18 protein-coding genes and 1 tRNA gene are annotated in these 18790 nt (G+C 56.1%); 12 read left to right on the top strand and 7 right to left on the bottom strand.

The window, feature by feature from the left end; all coding sequences use genetic code 11:
• The first annotated feature begins 1 nt into the window (after position 1).
• The 4 genes from K7A42_RS22210 to K7A42_RS22195 all read left to right on the top strand — a co-directional run bounded on the left by K7A42_RS22210 (position 2) and on the right by K7A42_RS22195 (position 2301).
• Positions 2–598, top strand: coding sequence for a class I SAM-dependent methyltransferase (locus K7A42_RS22210; protein WP_282455898.1), 597 nt, complete (start codon positions 2–4; stop codon positions 596–598).
• Between the two features lie 116 nt (positions 599–714).
• Entirely contained in the window at positions 715–1173 is a 459-nt protein-coding gene (locus K7A42_RS22205; protein WP_077987347.1) for a GNAT family N-acetyltransferase, read from the top strand.
• A gap of 55 nt (positions 1174–1228) precedes the next feature.
• Positions 1229–1645, top strand: coding sequence for a VOC family protein (locus K7A42_RS22200; protein WP_037089696.1), 417 nt, complete (start codon positions 1229–1231; stop codon positions 1643–1645).
• 23 nt (positions 1646–1668) lie between these two features.
• Positions 1669–2301: a histidine phosphatase family protein gene (locus K7A42_RS22195; RefSeq protein WP_278066957.1), complete on the top strand. Its 633-nt coding sequence runs from the start codon at positions 1669–1671 to the stop codon at positions 2299–2301.
• Between the two features lie 152 nt (positions 2302–2453).
• On the opposite strand, the gene araD1 is transcribed toward K7A42_RS22195, so the two are convergent.
• The 4 genes from araD1 to chvE all read right to left on the bottom strand — a co-directional run bounded on the left by araD1 (position 2454) and on the right by chvE (position 7455).
• Positions 2454–3449 (bottom strand): 2-keto-3-deoxy-L-arabinonate dehydratase AraD1, encoded by a 996-nt coding sequence (gene araD1 / locus K7A42_RS22190; protein WP_112556929.1) that lies wholly within the window; start codon positions 3447–3449, stop codon positions 2454–2456.
• A gap of 119 nt (positions 3450–3568) precedes the next feature.
• On the bottom strand, positions 3569–4765 hold the full coding sequence (gguB, locus tag K7A42_RS22185) for a sugar ABC transporter permease GguB (RefSeq protein ID WP_004443145.1): 1197 nt from the start codon (positions 4763–4765) through the stop codon (positions 3569–3571).
• Positions 4762–6300: a sugar ABC transporter ATP-binding protein GguA gene (gene gguA / locus K7A42_RS22180; RefSeq protein WP_022556773.1), complete on the bottom strand. Its 1539-nt coding sequence runs from the start codon at positions 6298–6300 to the stop codon at positions 4762–4764. Before gguA ends, gguB begins: the two co-directional genes overlap by 4 nt.
• A 90-nt stretch (positions 6301–6390) precedes the next feature.
• Positions 6391–7455 (bottom strand): sugar ABC transporter substrate-binding protein ChvE, encoded by a 1065-nt coding sequence (gene chvE / locus K7A42_RS22175; RefSeq protein WP_004443148.1) that lies wholly within the window; start codon positions 7453–7455, stop codon positions 6391–6393.
• A 254-nt stretch (positions 7456–7709) separates the two neighbouring features.
• Here chvE and K7A42_RS22170 point away from each other — a divergent pair, with 254 nt between their 5' ends.
• Entirely contained in the window at positions 7710–8714 is a 1005-nt protein-coding gene (locus K7A42_RS22170) for a LysR family transcriptional regulator (RefSeq protein WP_004443150.1), read from the top strand.
• Between the two features lie 71 nt (positions 8715–8785).
• A complete protein-coding gene (locus K7A42_RS22165; protein WP_004443152.1) occupies positions 8786–9268 on the top strand; it encodes a hypothetical protein in 483 nt (160 codons plus the stop codon).
• A 46-nt stretch (positions 9269–9314) separates the two neighbouring features.
• Here K7A42_RS22165 and K7A42_RS22160 read toward each other — a convergent pair whose 3' ends face one another.
• Positions 9315–9578: a hypothetical protein gene (locus K7A42_RS22160; protein ID WP_282455897.1), complete on the bottom strand. Its 264-nt coding sequence runs from the start codon at positions 9576–9578 to the stop codon at positions 9315–9317.
• Between the two features lie 246 nt (positions 9579–9824).
• Positions 9825–10322, bottom strand: coding sequence for a MarR family winged helix-turn-helix transcriptional regulator (locus K7A42_RS22155; RefSeq protein ID WP_322784310.1), 498 nt, complete (start codon positions 10320–10322; stop codon positions 9825–9827).
• 520 nt (positions 10323–10842) lie between these two features.
• On the opposite strand from K7A42_RS22155, the gene K7A42_RS22150 reads away from it, so the two are divergent.
• Together K7A42_RS22150 and K7A42_RS22145 are read left to right on the top strand one after the other, a co-directional pair.
• Positions 10843–10919 (top strand) — tRNA-Arg (locus tag K7A42_RS22150).
• Between the two features lie 204 nt (positions 10920–11123).
• Entirely contained in the window at positions 11124–12587 is a 1464-nt protein-coding gene (locus tag K7A42_RS22145) for a tyrosine-type recombinase/integrase (RefSeq protein ID WP_282455895.1), read from the top strand.
• Positions 12588–12613: 26 nt separating this feature from the next.
• Here K7A42_RS22145 and K7A42_RS22140 read toward each other — a convergent pair whose 3' ends face one another.
• Positions 12614–14236 carry a recombinase family protein gene (locus tag K7A42_RS22140; RefSeq protein ID WP_282455894.1) on the bottom strand — a complete coding sequence of 541 codons (1623 nt, stop codon included), beginning with the start codon at positions 14234–14236 and terminating at the stop codon, positions 12614–12616.
• A 255-nt stretch (positions 14237–14491) separates the two neighbouring features.
• On the opposite strand from K7A42_RS22140, the gene K7A42_RS22135 reads away from it, so the two are divergent.
• The 4 genes from K7A42_RS22135 (at position 14492) to K7A42_RS22120 (ending at position 18512) form a co-directional block, all read left to right on the top strand.
• The gene (locus K7A42_RS22135; RefSeq protein ID WP_282455893.1) at positions 14492–16174 is read left to right on the top strand and encodes a flagellin; all 1683 of its coding nucleotides are present in this window, start codon (positions 14492–14494) and stop codon (positions 16172–16174) included.
• Positions 16175–16192: 18 nt separating this feature from the next.
• Complete coding sequence (locus K7A42_RS22130) at positions 16193–16927, top strand: hypothetical protein (RefSeq protein ID WP_282455892.1); 735 nt, start codon at positions 16193–16195, stop codon at positions 16925–16927.
• A 4-nt stretch (positions 16928–16931) separates the two neighbouring features.
• The gene (locus K7A42_RS22125; protein WP_282455891.1) at positions 16932–17987 is read left to right on the top strand and encodes a helix-turn-helix domain-containing protein; all 1056 of its coding nucleotides are present in this window, start codon (positions 16932–16934) and stop codon (positions 17985–17987) included.
• A gap of 78 nt (positions 17988–18065) precedes the next feature.
• Positions 18066–18512, top strand: a complete 447-nt coding sequence (locus tag K7A42_RS22120) for a DUF6641 family protein (protein ID WP_282455890.1) — start codon at positions 18066–18068, stop codon at positions 18510–18512.
• Positions 18513–18790 lie beyond the last annotated feature (278 nt).

Here is an 18790-nt window from a genome sequence, read left to right as displayed (position 1 = left end):
CATGGCCGCCAGAGACGACGATACGATCGGTTTCTATACTGACAACGCAACCGCCTATACCACCCGCGGACAGGCGGCGGACCGCCCGCATCTCAAGACATTCCTGTCGCAGTTGGAAAAAGGCGCCAGCATTCTCGAGCTAGGATGCGGCGGCGGGCAGGACAGCGAATATATGCTGGCAGCCGGTTTCGACGTGCATCCCACCGATGGAACGCCCGATATAGCGAAGGCTGCGGAAGCCCGACTCGGCATTCCTGTCAGGACATTGCTGTTCGAAAATATCGATGAGGTCGGGCGCTATCACGGCGTCTGGGCCAATGCCTGCCTGCTGCACGTGCCACGCCCTGCCCTGCGCGGCATCATCGGCCGCATCCACACGGCACTGAAACAGGGCGGCGTCTTTTATGCGAGCTTCAAGGCCGGAGAGGCTGAAGGACGCGATACGTTCGGCCGCTATTACAATTATCCGTCCAGGTCATGGCTGGAGGAGCTTTACGGGCACTATGACTGGACGGGCGTAGAGATCGAAGCCCGGCAGGGAAGCGGTTACGACAAGCTGCCGACAGACTGGCTGCATGTCATGGCCAAAAAGCACTGACCAACCGCGACAGGTTGACGGTTGCAAAAAGGCGCAGCACCCGTTTTAATCGCCGTTCTCAATTGAAAGCATGATCCGGTTTATCCTTTTGGGACAAAACCGGCCGGGAGACGGCATTGTACAGCATTTCCGACTATCGCGACTGCCAGTCGCATGGACCCATCATAGCAGAAAGGGTCTGGACGGCGTGGTGGCAAGATAGCGGCCTCAAGGTGGGCGATGTCCTCGAGCACCTGAAAGAGATGACAAATCCTCACGCCCTCCCCACCGGTTTCGTCGCCCATGATGGCGACGCCTATGTCGGCTCCGCTTTTCTCATTCATTGCGATCTCGAGGAGCGCCCGCACTATCTTCCCTGGGTCGCGGCCCTGTGGGTGGAAGAAGACCGCCGACGCTCTGGCGTGGCGCGCGCGCTGATGCAGGCCGCGACAAAGAGTGCCGCCGACCTCGGTCACGAGATCTGCTACCTCTGCTGCGAGGCAGGTCTTGAGGACTATTACCTCAACTGCGGCTGGACCGTCCTCGAACGGGGCGTCGGCAAGCACGATCTTACGGTGCTGACCTACAAGACATGACGCCGCCCGCCGCTTACCCATCATTCCTCACCACATCTCGACCATAGGAGGCACCATGCAACCGCCAACAGCCATCATGGAAACCGCGATCTATGTGAATGATCTCGAAGCCGCCGAGGCTTTTTACTGCGATGTCTTCGGTCTGGAGATCATCCGCAAGGTGCCCGGAAGCTTCGTCTTTTTCAGGTGCGGGCGGCAGGTACTGCTGGTTTTCGACCCCGAGAAGTCGCGCAAGGCCGATCCCGATAATCCCATCCCTCGCCATGGCACGGCAGGTGAAGGCCACTTCTGCTTTTACGCAAGGGACAAATCGGAGGTAGACGGCTGGAAAGCGCACTTCGAAACGCTCGGGATTCCTATCGAGCACTATCACCGCTGGCCGAATGATAGCTATTCCGTCTATATCCGCGACCCCTCCGGGAACTCGGTGGAAGTGGGAGAAGGCAAGCTCTGGGGATTTGAACAGGGCTGACCGCAAAGAAACAGGACGCCACCGTGAAGAACATCTATGTCGTAACTCATCCTCAGTCGGTCCACCATATCGAGAACCGGGTCGGCGGCTGGTATGATACCGGACTGACGCCGCACGGCAGGACCGATGCCAGGGCGGCGGCTGCCAGACTGGCGACGCTGGTCGGTGGTGAGCCTGTGGAAATCTTCAGCTCCGACCTGCTTCGCGCCTCGCAGACCGCAGAAATCATCGCGGAACGCTTCGGGCAGCCAATGGAGATCATGAGTGACCTCAGAGAAATGAGCTACGGTGAGGCCGAAGGCATGTCGCAGCAATGGCTTGATGAGCGTCAAATCCCGGCACCGCACCATAATCGCCTTGACCATCGTGGCGGTATTGCCGATGGCGAGACGAGACGCGAATTTGCTGAAAGGGTGTATCGAGCCGTAAACATGATCATCGCGCGGCACTGCGCCACGCAGATAATCGTGACCCATGGCTTCGCCCTGACCTTCGTCATCGCGGCATGGATCAAGATGCCGATCGACAGCGCCGGTTATGTCAGCTTTCCGGCGCGCTCCGGCAGCATAACGCATTTGAAGGAAGACGATTACTGGCAGAACCGCGCCGTCGTTTCACTGGCGGATGTTTCGCATCTGACTAACGGTGATGGCTGACAAGAGCCCGCTTGAAAATCGTCCTCGCAAAGGGACGATTGGACACAAAACCTAAACTCTAGCGTCATCCTCGGGCTTGACCCGAGGATGACGTAGAGAGGTGGGAATACTCCGAGACCACACCTCAACCCTTTACGTGCTACTTTCGCAGATCAAATCTGCCGAACCACGATCTCTTCTTCCGCATCGACCGCCAGCGGGTTCTTCAGCGGCAGGCCGAAACCGGCGGCTTCGATTTCGAAGACGTCGCCCGCTTCCGGCTTGATACCTTCGGCGAAGGAAAGCGTTGCCGTGCCGAACATGTGCACATGCACATCGCCAGGCGCACGGAACAGGCCGTATTTGAAGTGGTGATATTCGAGGTTCGCGAAGGTATGGGACATGTTGTCTTCACCCGATACGAACGGCTTTTCGAAAATGACCTTATCGCCGCGGCGGATGCGCGAGGTGCCGCGAATATCGGACGGCGGAGCGCCGACGCGAATTTCCGGACCGAAGCTTGCCGGGCGCAGCTTGGAATGGGCGAGGTAGAGATAGTTGATCCGCTCGGTGACGTGATCGGAAAACTCGTTCGAGACGGCAAAGCCGATACGCACGGCTTCGCCCTTGTCGGAAATCACGTAGATGCCTGCCATCTCAGGCTCTTCGCCGCCATCCAGCGCAAACGAAGGCGAGGTGAGCGCCGCACCGGGCGCTGCCGCCACATGGCCGTTGCCCTTGTAGAACCACTCGGGCTGAACGCCCTTTTCACCGGCCTTCGGCTTGCCGTTTTCCAGACCCATGCGGAACATCTTCATGGAGTCCGTCAGGCTTTCCTCGGCGGCTTCCGTGGTTTTCTTGTGCATGCTGTCGCGGGTCGCGGCCGAACCGAGATGGGTAAGGCCGGTGCCGGTCAGATGCAGATGAGCCGGATCGGGATGGGTGATCGGCGGCAGGAAGCGACCTTCGGCATAAGCCTTTTCAAGATCGACGGCATCGCCCAGACCATGCGCGGAAATGACATCTGCAAGGTTCTTGCCGCCATTGGCGGCTTCCATGGCAAGCGCATAAACGGACTCTGCGCCCTTGACTGCGCGTGCCTCTCCGCCTTCTTCGCGAACCGCTACGGTGATGTTGCCGCTGGCATCTTTAATCTGTGAAATGAGCACGGGATTTCCTTCCTCCGGCGCAGTGCGCCTTTATCTCTTCTACGCGGCGCCTTGCGCCTGCATCTTATGAAAGTGGCCGGAAACCGGCCACTTTTTGGACTGCGATAGGGGTGAGCCGATCAGCCCTTGTTCTTGTTGTAGACGTCGAAGAACACGGCGGCGAGCAGCACGAGGCCCTTGACCATCTGCTGGAAGTCGATGCCGAGACCGACGATCGACATGCCGTTGTTCATGACACCCATGATGAAGGCGCCAATGACCGCACCGGTGATCTTGCCAACGCCGCCGGATGCCGAAGCACCGCCGATGAAGCAGGCCGCGATCACGTCAAGCTCGAAGCCCACGCCGGCCTTCGGCGTTGCCGAGTTCAGGCGGGTCGCGATGATCATGCCGGCGAGACCAGCCAGAACGCCCATGTTGACGAAGGTCAGGAAGCTCAGGCGTTCGGTGTTGATACCCGAAAGCTTGGTCGCCTTTTCATTGCCGCCCATGGCGTAAATGCGACGGCCGATGGTCGTGCGACGCGTTACGAAGCTGTAGAGCGCAACGAGAGCAAGCATCACGATCAGCACGTTCGGCAGGCCGCGATAGGTGGAAAGCTGGTAGCCAAGGAACAGGATCGCCGCCGAAATCAGCAGGTTCTGGGCGATGAAGAAACCGAAAGGCTCGACATCGATGCCATGCTTCACATTCACGACACGGCGACGCCATGCGAGATAGAACAGCACGACGGTAATCAGCACCGTCAGGATCATCGAGGTGGTGTTGAGACCTTCAATGCCGCCGATATCGGGCAGGAAGCCGGTGCTGATGATCTGGAAATCGGTCGGGAACGGACCGATGTTCTTGCCGCCGAGCACGAAGAGCGTCAGGCCGCGGAACACCAGCATGCCCGCCAGCGTCACGATAAAGGACGGAATGCGGTGATAGGCGATCCAGTAACCCTGGGCCGCACCGATGATGCCGCCGATGACGAGACAAATCAGTGCCGCCAGAAAGGGGTTCATGCCCCATTGCACGGTCAGTATGGCCGCGATCGCGCCGACGAAGGCGACGATGGAACCGACCGAAAGGTCGATATGCCCGGCCACGATGACAAGCAGCATGCCCAGCGCCATGATGACGATGAACGAGTTCTGCAGGATGAGGTTGGTCAGGTTCACGGGGCGGAACAGGATGCCGCCGGTGTAGAACTGGAAGAAAACCATGATGGCGACGAGCGCGATCAGCATGCCATATTCGCGGATATTGGAGCGAATATAGGATGTGACCGAGACGACGTTACTTTCTTCGTTTGTTGTGTTTGCCGAACTCATGAGTTCTTCTCCCCTGAGCGCATGATAGCGCGCATGATGCTTTCCTGGCTCGCCTCTCCCTTCGGCAATTCAGCGACGATGCGGCCTTCGTTCATGACGTAGATGCGGTCGCAATTGCCGAGCAGTTCGGGCATTTCCGATGAGATCATCAGAACGCCTTTACCATCGGCAGCGAGCTGGTTGATGATGGTGTAGATTTCATATTTCGCGCCGACATCGATACCGCGGGTCGGTTCGTCGAGGATCAGCACGTCGGGATTGGAGAACAGCCACTTGGAGAGCACAACCTTCTGCTGGTTGCCGCCCGAAAGGTTGACCGTTTCCTGAAAGATGCCCGACGAGCGGATGCGCAGGCGCGTGCGGAAATCGCTCGCCACCTTCATTTCCTTGATGTCGTCGATGATGCTGGCATTCGAGACGCCGGCAAGATTGGCGAGTGTGGTGTTGTGCAGGATGTTGTCGTTGAGCACGAGACCGAGATGTTTGCGGTCTTCCGTGACATAGGCAAGACCGGCATCGATTGCCTTGCGCACGGTGCTGACGTCAACTGGCTTGCCGTTGATCAGCACTTCACCGGTGATCTTGTGGCCATAGGACTTGCCGAACACGCTCATCGCAAATTCGGTGCGCCCTGCCCCCATCAGGCCGGCAATACCGACGACTTCGCCCTTGCGCACGGTGACGTTGATATCATGCAGAACCTGGCGGTCGCGGTGCTGCTGGTGATAGGCGTTCCAGTTCTTCACTTCGAGGATGGTTTCGCCGATCGGCACGTCGCGCGGCGGATAACGATCTTCGAGATCGCGGCCCACCATGTTGCGGATGATGACGTCCTCGCTGATTTCTTCCTTGTGACAGTCGAGCGTCTTCACCGTCATGCCGTCGCGCAGCACGGTGATCTGGTCGGCCACCTTGCGCACTTCATTCAGCTTGTGGGTGATGATGATCGAGGTCATGCCCTGCTTGCGGAATTCCATCAGCAGGTTCAACAGCGCCTCGGAATCGCTTTCGTTCAGCGAAGCGGTCGGCTCATCAAGGATAAGCAGCTTCACGCTTTTCGACAGCGCCTTGGCGATTTCGACCAGCTGCTGCTTGCCGACGCCAATATCGGTGATCAGCGTCTCCGGTGATTCCTTCAGGCCCACTTTCTTCAGAAGTTCGCGGGTACGGTTGAAGGTCTCCTGCCAGCTGATCACGCCGTTCGAGGCGACCTCGTTGCCAAGGAAGATGTTTTCCGCAATCGACAGGAGCGGCACGAGCGCCAGTTCCTGGTGAATGATGATGATACCAATATCTTCACTGTCGTTGATGGCGCGAAAGTTTCGCACGGCGCCTTCATAGTGGATTTCGCCCTCATAGGTGCCGGCGGGGTAAACACCGGAAAGGACCTTCATCAAGGTCGACTTTCCCGCGCCGTTCTCACCGACGAGTGCGTGGATCTCACCTTCCTTAACCTTGAGGTTGACGTTCTCAAGCGCTTTCACGCCCGGAAACGTCTTGGTGATGTTCCGCATTTCGAGAATGGTATTGGCCATATCGCAATCCAGCGCCCGATTAATTCCGGCGTTTTTATTTTTATGGAAAAACGGGGATGACGCCAAGCCATCCCCGCATGTGTATCAGGCTTATTTCAGCTGGTCTTCCTTGTAGTAACCGCCATCGACGAGAACCTGCTTGTAGTTCTCCTTGGTTACTGCAACCGGCTTCAGCAGGTAGGACGGAACAACCTTGACGCCATTTTCATAGGTCTTGGTGTCGTTCACTTCAGGCTCCTTGCCCTGCATAACGGCATTCACCATGTTCACGGTAACCTTCGCGAGTTCGCGGGTGTCCTTGAAGATGGTGGAATACTGTTCGCCGGCAATGATCGACTTCACGGACGGGATTTCAGCGTCCTGACCGGAAACGACCGGCAGCGGCTGATCCTTCGTGCCATAACCAACGCCCTTCAGCGAGGAGATGATGCCGATGGAAAGACCGTCATAAGGCGACAGAACGGCATCAACCTTGGCGTCGGTGTAGTAGGCCGAGAGAAGGTTGTCCATGCGGGCCTGGGCCGTTGCCGGATCCCAGCGCAGCGTGCCGACCTTGTCCATGCCGGTCTGGCCGGACTTCACGACGAGCTTGCCGCTGTCGATGTAAGGCTGGAGAACAGACATAGCGCCGTCGTAGAAGAAGAAGGCGTTGTTATCATCAGGGGAGCCGCCGAAGAGTTCGATGTTGAACGGACCCTTGCCATCCTTCAGACCAAGCTTGTCGACGATCGAAGTCGCCTGCAGAACGCCAACCTGGAAGTTGTCGAAGGTGGCGTAGTAGCTGACGTCGCCGCTGTTGCGGATCAGGCGGTCATAAGCGATGACCTTGATGCCCTGCTCGCCGGCCTGCTTCAGCACGTCCGACAGCGTGGTGCCGTCGATCGAGGCGATCACGAGGACCTTGACGCCCTTGGTGACCATGTTTTCGATCTGGGAAAGCTGGTTCGGAATATCGTCGTCGGCATACTGCAGGTCGGTCGTGTAACCAGCTTCCTGAAGCTGCTTGACGATGTTGTTGCCGTCATCGATCCAGCGCGCGGAAGACTTGGTCGGCATGGCGATGCCAACAGCGCCCTTGTCCTGTGCGAAAGCCGGCACTGCGAAAGACGCAGCACCGATGGCACAAGCTGCCATCAGCGAAATAATGGACTTCATTAACTCTCTCCCTTGAGCCCTTCTCTGGACCCGCATGTTGCGGTGCACCAGGAAATTCATGCCGTCAGAGGAAGAAGCCGCGCCCTGCTCGCTCCCTTTTCGCAATTGCGAAATGGAACAGCTGCCGCTCCTCCCCGGCATTCCGCAAATTGTTCTGAATCCATATAACTGTCAAATAGAATAAATCAGTTTCCATATATCAATTATGATATATTAAATCGATACAAAAACCGATGAGGGGTATAAAATCGCGAATGAGCAACCAGAAAGTGTATGAGCAGGCGCAAACAACGGATGCCCTTTTTGTCTTTGAAGACAACCCGTTGCTGCGGGCCGGATTGAAGATGAGCCACCTGCGCATGCTGGTCATGATCGAGGAGCACGGGCAGGTCAGCGCGGCTGCCGCCGCCATGAACATGACGCAGCCGGCGGCCTCGCGCATGCTCTCGGAAATGGAAGCGATCGTCAAATCGCCGCTCTGTCAGAGAGCATCGCGCGGTGTGGTTCTGACGAAGTTCGGCGAGGCGCTGGCGCGACGGGCGCGCACCATATTGCTGGAGCTGCGTGAGGCGAGTCGCGAACTCAATCAGATGAAGTCCGGCAGCGGCGGATCCGTTTTCATCGGCGCGGTGACCGCGCCCGCCATCAGCCTCGTGGTTCCCGCCATAAGACGGGCCATGGACACCTATCCCGGCATTGAAATCAATGTTCAGGTGGAGAGCAGCAACGTGCTGGCGCGGGAATTGCTGGCTGCGCGCCACGATTTCATCATCGGCCGCATACCGGATGACTTTGATCCAGGCCTGTTCTCCATCCACGAAATCGGCATTGAGCGCGCCTGTCTGGTGGTGCGCGAAGGTCACCCGCTTCTGGGCGGCGATCCCGTCACCCTGCAGGATCTTTCCGGTTACGACTGGGTGTTCCAGCCCCCTGGCGCGCTTTTGCGGCGCACCATGGAGGATGTCTTTCTTACCCACGGCGTCGCCATGCCGCGCAACGTCATCAACACGCCATCCGTGGTTCTCACGCTTGCGCTTGTCTGCAACACCGATGCCATTGCGCCGATTGCGCAGGACATGGCCGAATTCGTGGCCGGCCAGCGGGCCGATATCGGCCGGACCCGCATATTGCCGACGGATTTCGAACTGGTCGTCAAGCCCTACAGCATCATCACCACCAAGGGGCGCGTCCTGCCGCCCAGCGCCCGCCTGCTTTACGATCTGGTGCTGGATGAAAGCCGCAAGCTGACTGCCCAGTGACGGCGGCAAGCCAGACGCCACCTTCATCCACTACAAGGGCCGGATATCGTGACCGGCGAAGGAACAGCCGTATGCTCTTCGGACAATCCGTTTTCCAGTCTGTCGTCGAAAGACTGAAGCAGGAGAAAGAAGACGAAGGCGCAGAGCCGCCCCCGCCCGCGGATAACCGCATTGCCGGCTTCAGCTCAGGCTTCGTTGTCGATACGCATATCGAAGCGCCGGCGGCTGCGAACGGCAATCTCGACGCTTATCTCGCCTTCCTGGAAGACCCCGCGCCACCGGCGGAACCCCAGCCGGAACCGGAGAGCGAACCGGAACCGATGCCGGCCCACCTCGAAAAGACCTCACTTGCCGATGTTTCGGCGGAACTGGCGATCCAGGAGACCGACACTGCGGCAACGCTCGCGGAAAAGCGCCGCGCCTTCGCCCGCCTCAATCATCCCGACCGGGTGAAACCGCAGTTCCGGCACAATGCGACACTGCGCATGACGGCAGCCAATCTCCTGATCGACCAGGCGCTCCGCATGCTTCGGATGCGAGAGCATTTCCGGTAAGAGGCGGGCAGCTCAAGACAGGCGATGAACGGAAAATCGCGACGCGTCAGCCGGCATCGTCCTTATCGGTGGGTGGATTTTCGGCGGCGGGCGCAACCGCCCCGTCCCCACCCTTGTCGCCGTCGGTTGCGGGTTTGAATTTTACCAACAGTTCATAGGCCGCATAGACGCCTATGCCGCCCACGACGGTTCCCCAGAAAAACTCGCGATTGACGAATTCGATGACAGCCCATGCCGCACAGAAACCGACGATGAGCAACCGCACCCACAGGGGACGATAAAGCGGATGACTCGTATCGATATTCAGCATGGTGTTTCCGTCTCTGGCTTTTCCGGTCAGTCGCTCGCTGCCGCGCGGGCACCGCATGGCACGGGATTTCCATGCGTCTTGACCGTTTCGCAGACAAATTGCAACGCAAATCGGACCGAGGGATATCAGGCTGCCGTAATGGAGATTACCTGATAACCGGGGGTAACGTGCGACCACGGATGAAATCCGCCGCCCCTTCCGCCCAGCATTGCCGATCTGAGCATGGGGAAACACAGGCGCCGGACGTCAGTCGCGCAGGCGGCCGAGCAGCGCCAGCAATTGGTCGCGGGCCTTCTTGCCGCCGATACGGTCGATCAGCTTTTCCTCGCGGTCGCGCCAGACATCGGAAAGGCGGTCGAGAAGACGACTACCCTCGGCCGTCATGTCGAGGAAATGAACGCGCCTGTCCTCTTCCGACCTGCGGCGGACGAGCAGACCTTTCTCTTCCATGCTGTCGACGATGGCAACGAAATTAGCCCGCTGGATGCCGAGCGCCTCGGCAACATCGCTTTGTTTAAGACCCGGATTTCCGCCGACGATGACGAGAACGGAAAAATCGGCCGGCCGCAATCCCTGCTCCGCCAGCACATCGGAAAAACCGTTTGCCACGGCAAGTTGCGAGTGCCGCAAATGATAGCTGATCGCAGTCGTCAGCAAACCGTAATCGATCGCCGTCGTTTGCGCGCTGCCGCTTTCGACCTTTTCCGTCCGCGGCCCGTTGCTATGTGCCAATCGCAAAGCCATCCGATCCCCCGCCTGATTCGTCCTTTACCCTGCCGAAATCATAACTGACAAAGTCACGAAACTGTATCCTAAATAAATGTAGATGATACTAATATTGCATAAGAATTTGACAGTTAATGGTCGGAAACCCAATGCTGCCCGCCATCTGGCGACAAAATCTGCGACGAAAGCATGACTATTTACCCGCCAATTTTGAGGGGCCGGAACAGCGGGGCCACCCTTCTCTGGCAGGCATACGGGCATTCCGGTCCACGACGGATGAACATGCTGAAACTGCATGCGGAACCCGTGACAAGCTACTACTTATAAGTGAAATCGATTTCCGCGAGACCTGGGACGCCAAACGACGCAGCCCCGCGCGCAAAGTCGCCAAAAACCCGCAAGCCCCCACTTCCGGCCCTCTTCACCCTGCGGTCTCGAAAACTGGCAAGGTTTCGCAAATCTTGGATTTTTAGTCATTGATGCGGAAAGAAAGCTAGGGTATGAACCAACCGCTGCACGCGATTCAAGCGTGACCGCTGCACCCGTAGCTCAGCTGGATAGAGTGTTGGATTCCGATTCCAAAGGTCGCAGGTTCGAATCCTGCCGGGTGCGCCACTGAACTTACTGATTTCATTGATTTTTTAGCCTTCTCTTGTCCTATCCAATGAAGGCAATAAGTTAGCTCAGTCCTAGCTCAGTAGCGCGTCCCGTTTCGAATTCGTCAATGTTTTCAATATAGCGTTTCCGTGCTCGGGCTCGGAACCAGCGCAGTTTAAGCGCAGTGCTCCGACCGAAGTAACTCCGTTGGAGCTTGTATTCATGTTGCAGCGTCACCAAGAACCGACAAACGCCCCTTTCACCCTGTTCCAGCGCGAAGGCACCCGTAATTGGTCGATGCGCTATTCGCTGGGCGGCAAGCAGATCAAAAAGTCTCTTGGCATTGCTGATCACGGCCTTGCGATGCAGCGGGCACACGAAATTTATCACGAACAGAAGTATCGGCATAAGCAGGGCCTGTCGCTGACCCAGCACGCCTTTAACGACGTGGCGGAAGAATTCATCGAGAAAATCTGCGCGGAAGCAGAGCGTGGCGAGCGCAGTCACTATCACCCTACATTTTGGCCGCCGATCATCCGGCGTTTTCCAGTCGGCTATTTCGGCGATAAGGCTATCGACCTCATCACCCCAGCAGACGTTGCGCGCTATCTCGAATGGCGAAAGACTTATTGGACTAAAGGACCGGGCTCGCAGATCGAAAAGATCAGGTGCGAACGTGAGGATGGTCGCGTCTTCACGCGCCCTGCCCCGCGTAAGATTGCAGCCTTGACCACAATGAAAGGCGAAATGGTCATCATCCGCGAGCTTTTCCGACAGGCTGCCCTATGGGGTTATTGCAAACCCATGGAACTTCCAACGGTAGAAACGCGCAAAAGACCTGACAACAGAAGGCCAGGCTTCAAGCCGGAGGAATACGAAAAGCTGATCGCCAAAAGCATCGAACGCATCAACGAGCATCACACGTCGCTCAAGGTCATCAGGGCGAAAGACGGACGTGTGTGGACGCAGAAAGCAGTCACAGAGAACATTCGATCCGATAGGGTTCGCCTGCACGCCTATATTGAGCTGATGGCAAATTCAGGTCTGCGGCCCACAGAAGCGAAGAACCTGACCTGGGGCGACATCTCGCTATATCGAGAAACGAGAAAACTGCCGCTCCATAAACAAGATGCGCGTCTTGCCGTGCGGGGCAAGGGTAAGCATGGAAGCGCTGTGCCGCTCTATGGCGCGGTGTCGGCATTAGAAATGCTTTGGAATTTGTTTGAACATGATCTCGGACGCGAACCACAGGACAATGATCCGGTATTCGCCGATGAGAAGGGCAAGTCCATTCTTTCTTTCAAGAAGAGCCTCAACGCACTATTGATCGCGGCTGGACTGGAAAAGGATAATCGGGGAGTACGCCGTACTTCGTATTCGTTCAGGCATTTTTACATCTCGCAGATGCTGGCCCAAAATGTTTCGGTCCATCATGTAGCTCGAAACACCCGAACATCTTTGGCGATGATCGACAAGCACTACGCTCAGGTCAATACCGAGCAGATCAAGGACTTCCTGCGCCCCGGCCAAGAGGATTTCGCAAAAGAGCCGGTTCTGCTGGATGATGACGGTCAGGATGAGATCAGGCTTCTCGAAAAGAGGATCGAAGAGCTGAGGCATGGTGGTAAAGGAAGCTCGACCGAGCAAAAGATTGCCGAGCGCTATGCTCAGAAACGAGCGGGCTGATGCTGGATATTGAGAGTGGATGCGGGCTAAGCAAAAGGCGTGAACACTTCGATGAGCTTTCCATCATGTAATCTGTAAGCGGCAATGCCGTTCCCCACCACGACGACCGCCGACAGGTCATCGCTATCGAAACAAATATCCGAGATCAATTCGGCGACTGCCGCATGCGCCTCTGCCCGCAAGACGTATCGCGCGTTGGCATCAAGCGCTGTCTCCCACGCCCTTCGCAGTGCGGTCAGTTGATCACGGCTGCCAGCAGCGTTGCGACTGCGTGTAGAGAGCCGCTGACGATCTTGCTGGCGATCCCGCAACTCAAGCTCAGCCGCGTGTCGCTCGCGTTGACGATGCCGCAGCAACCTGATCAGGCTTTCCAGTGATTGCCCATCATCCTCGATGGCAGCAGCAAGCCTCTGTTCCTTGCGCTGTAATTCTTCGATCCTGATTGTCAGACCTGCAATGGCCTCGTCAATTTTTGTCGCAGCGTCATCGGTGCTTTGCCGTTGCAGAACGGTGGCAAAATCCAGTTCCTTGACATGGTCAAGAACGGCAGCTTCGAGCGGTTCATAGCGGAAATGCCTATTGCCGTCTGTGCATTGATGGCCGCGGACGTAATTGCTGCATACGAGATATCGACCGTTTTCATTTCCTTTGACCCGACTGAACTTGATCGTCATCGGCCCGCCGCAATGGGCGCAGTGACATAGCCCGGTAAAGAGGTTCGCAAAGCTCTCACCCTTACGGCCCGGTCTGCCGGGATTGCTCCGCATGGCCTGAACCCGCAGGAACAGATCCTTGTTGATCGCCGCCGGGAAATAACCCTCTATCGGATCGCCATCCGGCACACGTTTGCCATCCTGCATGCGATGCGGCTGGAATGTGCCGATAACATCATGACGGCGAAGCAGCGACTTGATGATGCTCTGGTACCAACCGTCCCTGCTCTTGAACGCTGGAACGCCATCCGCATTAAGGCTGCGCGCAATCGCAGTCGCGCCCATCCCTCTTGATGCCATCTCGTAAATCACCTTCACCCCCGCTGCGTGATCGTTGAGAGTGAAGCTGTAAGAGTTTGACCCTGTCCGCACCGCATCGATCCATGCCGGTGTGACACTGGTGATATGGCCTTTTCCCTCTCTGGCCCGTTCGCGCTTTCGTTTGTTCGCCGCCCGCACTCGTTCGCTCTTGGTCTGGCTTTCCTCATGTCCACGCGACATCACCGCAAGACCAATGATAAGCTTGGTCCAATCGCCATTGAGTGTGTCACGGCTGTAAATCTGTCGATCTTCACCGAGCGTGGCTATGGTTATACCGGCATTGATGATCGCCATGAACAGCGTCAGAGCATCCGGCACGGCTTCACGCGAGAGCCTGTCGAGGCTTTCGATCAGCAGGTAACTGCCCCTCGGCACTTCTCCGCTTTCGACCATCGCCAGAAACCGGCCAAGCGCACCGTGTTTGAAGTTCTTGCCCTTCCACGCGCTGACACCCAGATCCTGCAAGCTGTCGTCCAGAAGCAGAGAGTGTTCGTCCGCAAAGGCCCGCGACCGCTCAAGCTGCCTACGCAAGCTGTCGCCGCGAAGCTGCTTGGTGGTGCTCATGCGGACGTAGGAATAAGCGCGGATCGGAAGCGCGCTGTTATCTCTGCTCATCTCATCAGCCTCCTGATGTTGCGTGTCGCTAACATGGCGGTGCTGGAGGGGCGAGCGAGGGCGTAAGCGCAATCAGCTAAAACAGCGTGCGCGTCTGGCTTGCGGGATGAGATTGTAGGAGCGCGGCGCAAATCACCGCAGGTTTCATAGCGATTAGTGCATCCAGCATAGTTAACAGAAGGTTAATTCCGGGGGAGCGCAAACGTATATGCAAGGACGATGGTGTGGCTGGCGGGCATAGGGTCCGAGGCGATAATGACCAGCATCCTAACGAACCATTCCGCCATTGCAGCACTGCAAACACTGCGAGCCATCGGCTCCAGTCTAACCGATACACAGCGGCAAGTCAGCACCGGCCTACGTGTCTGCCAAGCATCGGATAACGTCGCCTACTGGTCGATCTCCACCACGATGCGTTCGGATAACAAAGCATTGTCGGCGGTGAGTGATGCTCTCGGCCTTGGTGCCGCCAATGTCGATGTCGCCTATGCAGGAATAGAAAACACCATAGATCTTCTTGGAGAGTTTCGGGCCAAGCTTGTCTCGGCACAGGAAACGAGCATCGATAAGAGCAAAATTCAAAACGAACTCGACCAGCTTAAAAAGCAGTTCACCTCTATCGCGACATCGGCAAGCTTCAACGGCGTCAACTGGCTCGACACCAGCTCCCCCGATGACCTGATGACACGCTCATCTTACCCGACCAGTCTTGTTTCTTCCTTCATACGCTCTTCCGACGGCACAGTGCGCGTCGGCACGACCGAGGTCGATCTTGCTGATATCAGCCTGTTCAATGTCGGTGGCGGCGGCGCGCTGCAAAAGGATATTCGCTCGCTGGGCGATATTGGTGGCTTTAGGTCTGCGAATTTAAACGGAAACTCTTTCGCCGGAGGGCAATTCTTCAAAATGACGGGACCGGTTACGCTCGGCTCCGCTGACAGTATCAGCTTCAATTTGATGATTGACGGAAGCTCATCGCAAACCGTTACAATCACAAAAGCGACGATAGACACGGCACTGGGCAGTACGAACGGGTTCATCAGCAACATCGATGATTACACGCGCGTCCTAAATCAGTCATTCGTTGAGGCAGGAATTTCTTCACTCGTCGGCTCAAGCAAAACAATCCTGACCGGCCCGCCTAATCAGGCGGCAATTGGCATACTCAGCCGGGAAAACACCGGTGCGGATGCCTCAACGATCTCGGTAACTGGTGTGAATGACACCACGGGCGGTAACGCGGGCGGTCTTCAGGAAACGCCACTCGCAAGCTCTGCCGGTGGCTATGCAAGTGACCAATTCACTTTCACGGCCCCCTTTGAAGTCTATCATAACGTTAGCTTTTCATTCAATGTAAGCGTCAACACCGCGCCCAGCACGACCGTAACAGTAGACCGCCAAATTGTTGACAATACGCTTGGTACAGTGGACGGCAAAATCAGCTCACCGGCTGATCTCGCAGACATTTTAAACGCTGCGATGTCGGGTGTAGGGCTAACGGCAACGGAAAACAGTGGCCGTATCGTCATTGATGTAGATCCGGCAGTTCACCCGGAAATGGGAGCCCGATCCAAGCTCAAAATCAGCAACGTCGCGGACAACCTTGGACCCGCGGCGAATTTCGATATCCTTGATGTCGATATCACAAATCCGTCCGATAGCCTCGACAATTATCTATCAGGCGTCGATGCCATGCTGAAACGTGTTATCACCGGCGGTGCCACGCTCGGCGCGCTCACGACACGTATCGACATGCAACAGGATTTTGCCGGAAAGCTCATGGACGCCATCGATCAAGGCGTCAGCCGTCTTGTCGATATCGACATGGAGGAGGCATCGGCAAGGCTATCTGCTCAGCAAATCCAGCAGCAGCTCGCCGTTCAAAGTCTCCAGATCGCGAATGGCAATGCGGAATTGATGTTACAGTTGTACAGATGAACAGCATATATGAATTCAATGTCGCAGCTTATTCGCGATTTCACGTCAAACCTATTGACGACGATAATTTTTTCGAGCACATTTGAGGTCGAAAAAATTATCGAGGGTCACATGGTCGCTACTCATCTTTATGTCAAAGAAGTCGAAATCAATACGCGTCTTGTGGCGTTTGATGTAACCCGCGAAGAGTTGGTAAACGTCGTTAGGGAAGTTGTAGGTGCTCGTGCTGACGCGGTCGATGATGATCCAGTAACGGCAGCGGGCTTGTTTGCCTACATTCATGGCACTCGAAATACCCGCTCGCTATTTCGCTCCAAAGGCTGGCGGCATGACCGCAAAGAGAACATCGAAGCGGTTAGGCATTTCGAGCGAAATCTTAAGGTAGTTTACCAGAGCGTTGACGTAGCATGTGACGAGAAACATATTCCGCAGGCAATTTCTGGAAAAGGCAGCGGCGCGGAACGGGCTATTGATCAAGCTCAAGGAAGCCTTTTCTCTGACCGCGATCTTGACGCGGTTACGTTTCAGCCTGTAACGGCTCCCCCGTCAGGTGTTTGGTTTTTTTGCGTGTCCGTCAATGGTGAAGATGTCCGTGCAGAACTCTCGAAAGCTGCTGGGGTCCTGAACGGAAATTTCAGACGGTTTGAAGAACGCATTTTCATTATCCGTAAGGGTGAATGGGAGAAGGTTCGAGTGAAGAAAGACAATGAGCCAGACGGAACTGAGTTCGAGCCCGTAATCCGCCGCAAGTAGGAAAATGTTCAATTTCACAAGGTTGGAACTTGCTAGACAGCGAAGGCGAGTGACAGCGAAGGCGTTGGCAGAGTTGGCTAACATCTCTCCTGTTACCTTGTCTCGCATCGTCAACGCTGAGCAAAATCCCGACGACAGCACCGTGGACGCACTAGCGAGGGCTCTGAAATACCCCCGTGAGTTCTTCTTTCTTGATGACGTTAATCCTATTGACGTTCAGGCAGCTAGTTTTCGTAGCTTGACGTCAATGAGTGCAAGAGAGCGTGATGCAGCTCTTTCGGCAGGCGTATTGGCGTTTGCCGTGCTGGAATGGGTTAAGCAGAAATATGATCTGCCGTCTATCGATCTTATTGATCTTAGTCATGAGCGAGATCCCGGCAAAGCCGCACGTCTTTTAAGACAACACTGGGCGATTGGTGAAAAGCCGATCACCAATATGATCAAGTTGCTTGAAACCAAAGGTGTCCGCGTTTTCTCGTTAGCTGAAGAAACAAAAAAGGTTGATGCGTTTTCCTGCTGGAGAGACGACGAAGCTTTCGTCTTTTTGAACACGTTCAAATCGGCGGAACGAAGCCGTTTTGATGCGGCTCACGAACTGGGGCATCTGGTGATGCACAGACATGGTGGACCTCAAGGGCGTGAGGCTGAAAATGAGGCCAATGCTTTTGCCTCAGCGTTTCTCATGCCTCATGACGACCTAGTTTCTCATATTCCCTACGTTAGCAGTGTGGATCAAATACTAAAGGCTAAAAAGCGATGGGGTGTTGCCGCCGTTGCTCTTGCTTATCGCCTTAACAAGCTTGGACGGTTGACTGAGTGGCAGTACATCCAGATCAACCGACGATACCGGACAATTGAACCGGAAGGGTTGCCGCATGAGAAATCTGCGGTATGGGAAATGGTGCTCAAAGATCTTTGGAAACAGGGCGTATCGAAGAACCATATCGCGCGTGATCTTCTTATACCTACCGAAGAGATTGAAGATTTACTATTTGGGTTGACGGTTGACCCATCACCGCCACTACGCAACCATAGTAAAGAAAGGTTACGTCTGCTTTAAGTCGAAATCATTACTCGCCCTTTTGGCAAACGGCTGTATCCCGGGGACAGTTCAACGGTTTCCGGGAAGGATCACAGCATGTCTCATTTGAAAGCGCTCAAGCTCACCTCTGCCGTTCCGGTTCGCGCAACTGTCGATCCAGTACAGCGGGCGCGGGAAAAAATGATTGCGGCACTGGCAGAGCAGAAGCAGATGGCAGAGGCGAAGATCGCCGGTCAGGTGTTTGCGCCCACGCATATGGTTCGTCGCAAGAACGCCGAGGGGCAGCGCGTGGAGGTGGAAACGCTCAAGCGTGTGCGTCAGGGCTGGTTTAGCGATGGCAATGGCAAGGTGTTTTTTGCTATCCGCTATGCTGGCAAACCAATCGAGTTCACCAAGGATAAGAACGCCGTTGAGGCGGGTGAGCTTTCGGCACTGCCGAAGATCATCGACACCTTGATCGAGGCCGTTCGTGGTGGAGAGCTTGACGTGCAACTCACTGCTGCTGCTGCCGAGCGCGGCAAGCTTTTGCGCAAGTCCGCATAACCGTACGAATATCGCAGGTAACAATCCGAAAGGCATGGGATCATATGATCCCATGCCTTTCGTGTATCTGGTGTGCGGAGAACCGTCGTCATAGAAAGCCGTGGAAGCGCGCCCGGTTCACGACGCTACGCAGTGCTGTTTCCGCGCATTGCCGCATTCCTTGATATGTCTGTGCTTCTGCATGATGTGCGACCGAGTAAGCTCAAGCGTTAAGCAGGCACTTTACGCGCGGATCCCTGTCTCGGCATTCTCCACTCGCCCTTTTGCACCAACGGCTT

The organism is Agrobacterium sp. InxBP2 (assembly GCF_026191755.1).
Lineage (GTDB): Bacteria > Pseudomonadota > Alphaproteobacteria > Rhizobiales > Rhizobiaceae > Agrobacterium > Agrobacterium pusense.
This window is presented reverse-complemented; position numbering and strand designations above follow the sequence as displayed.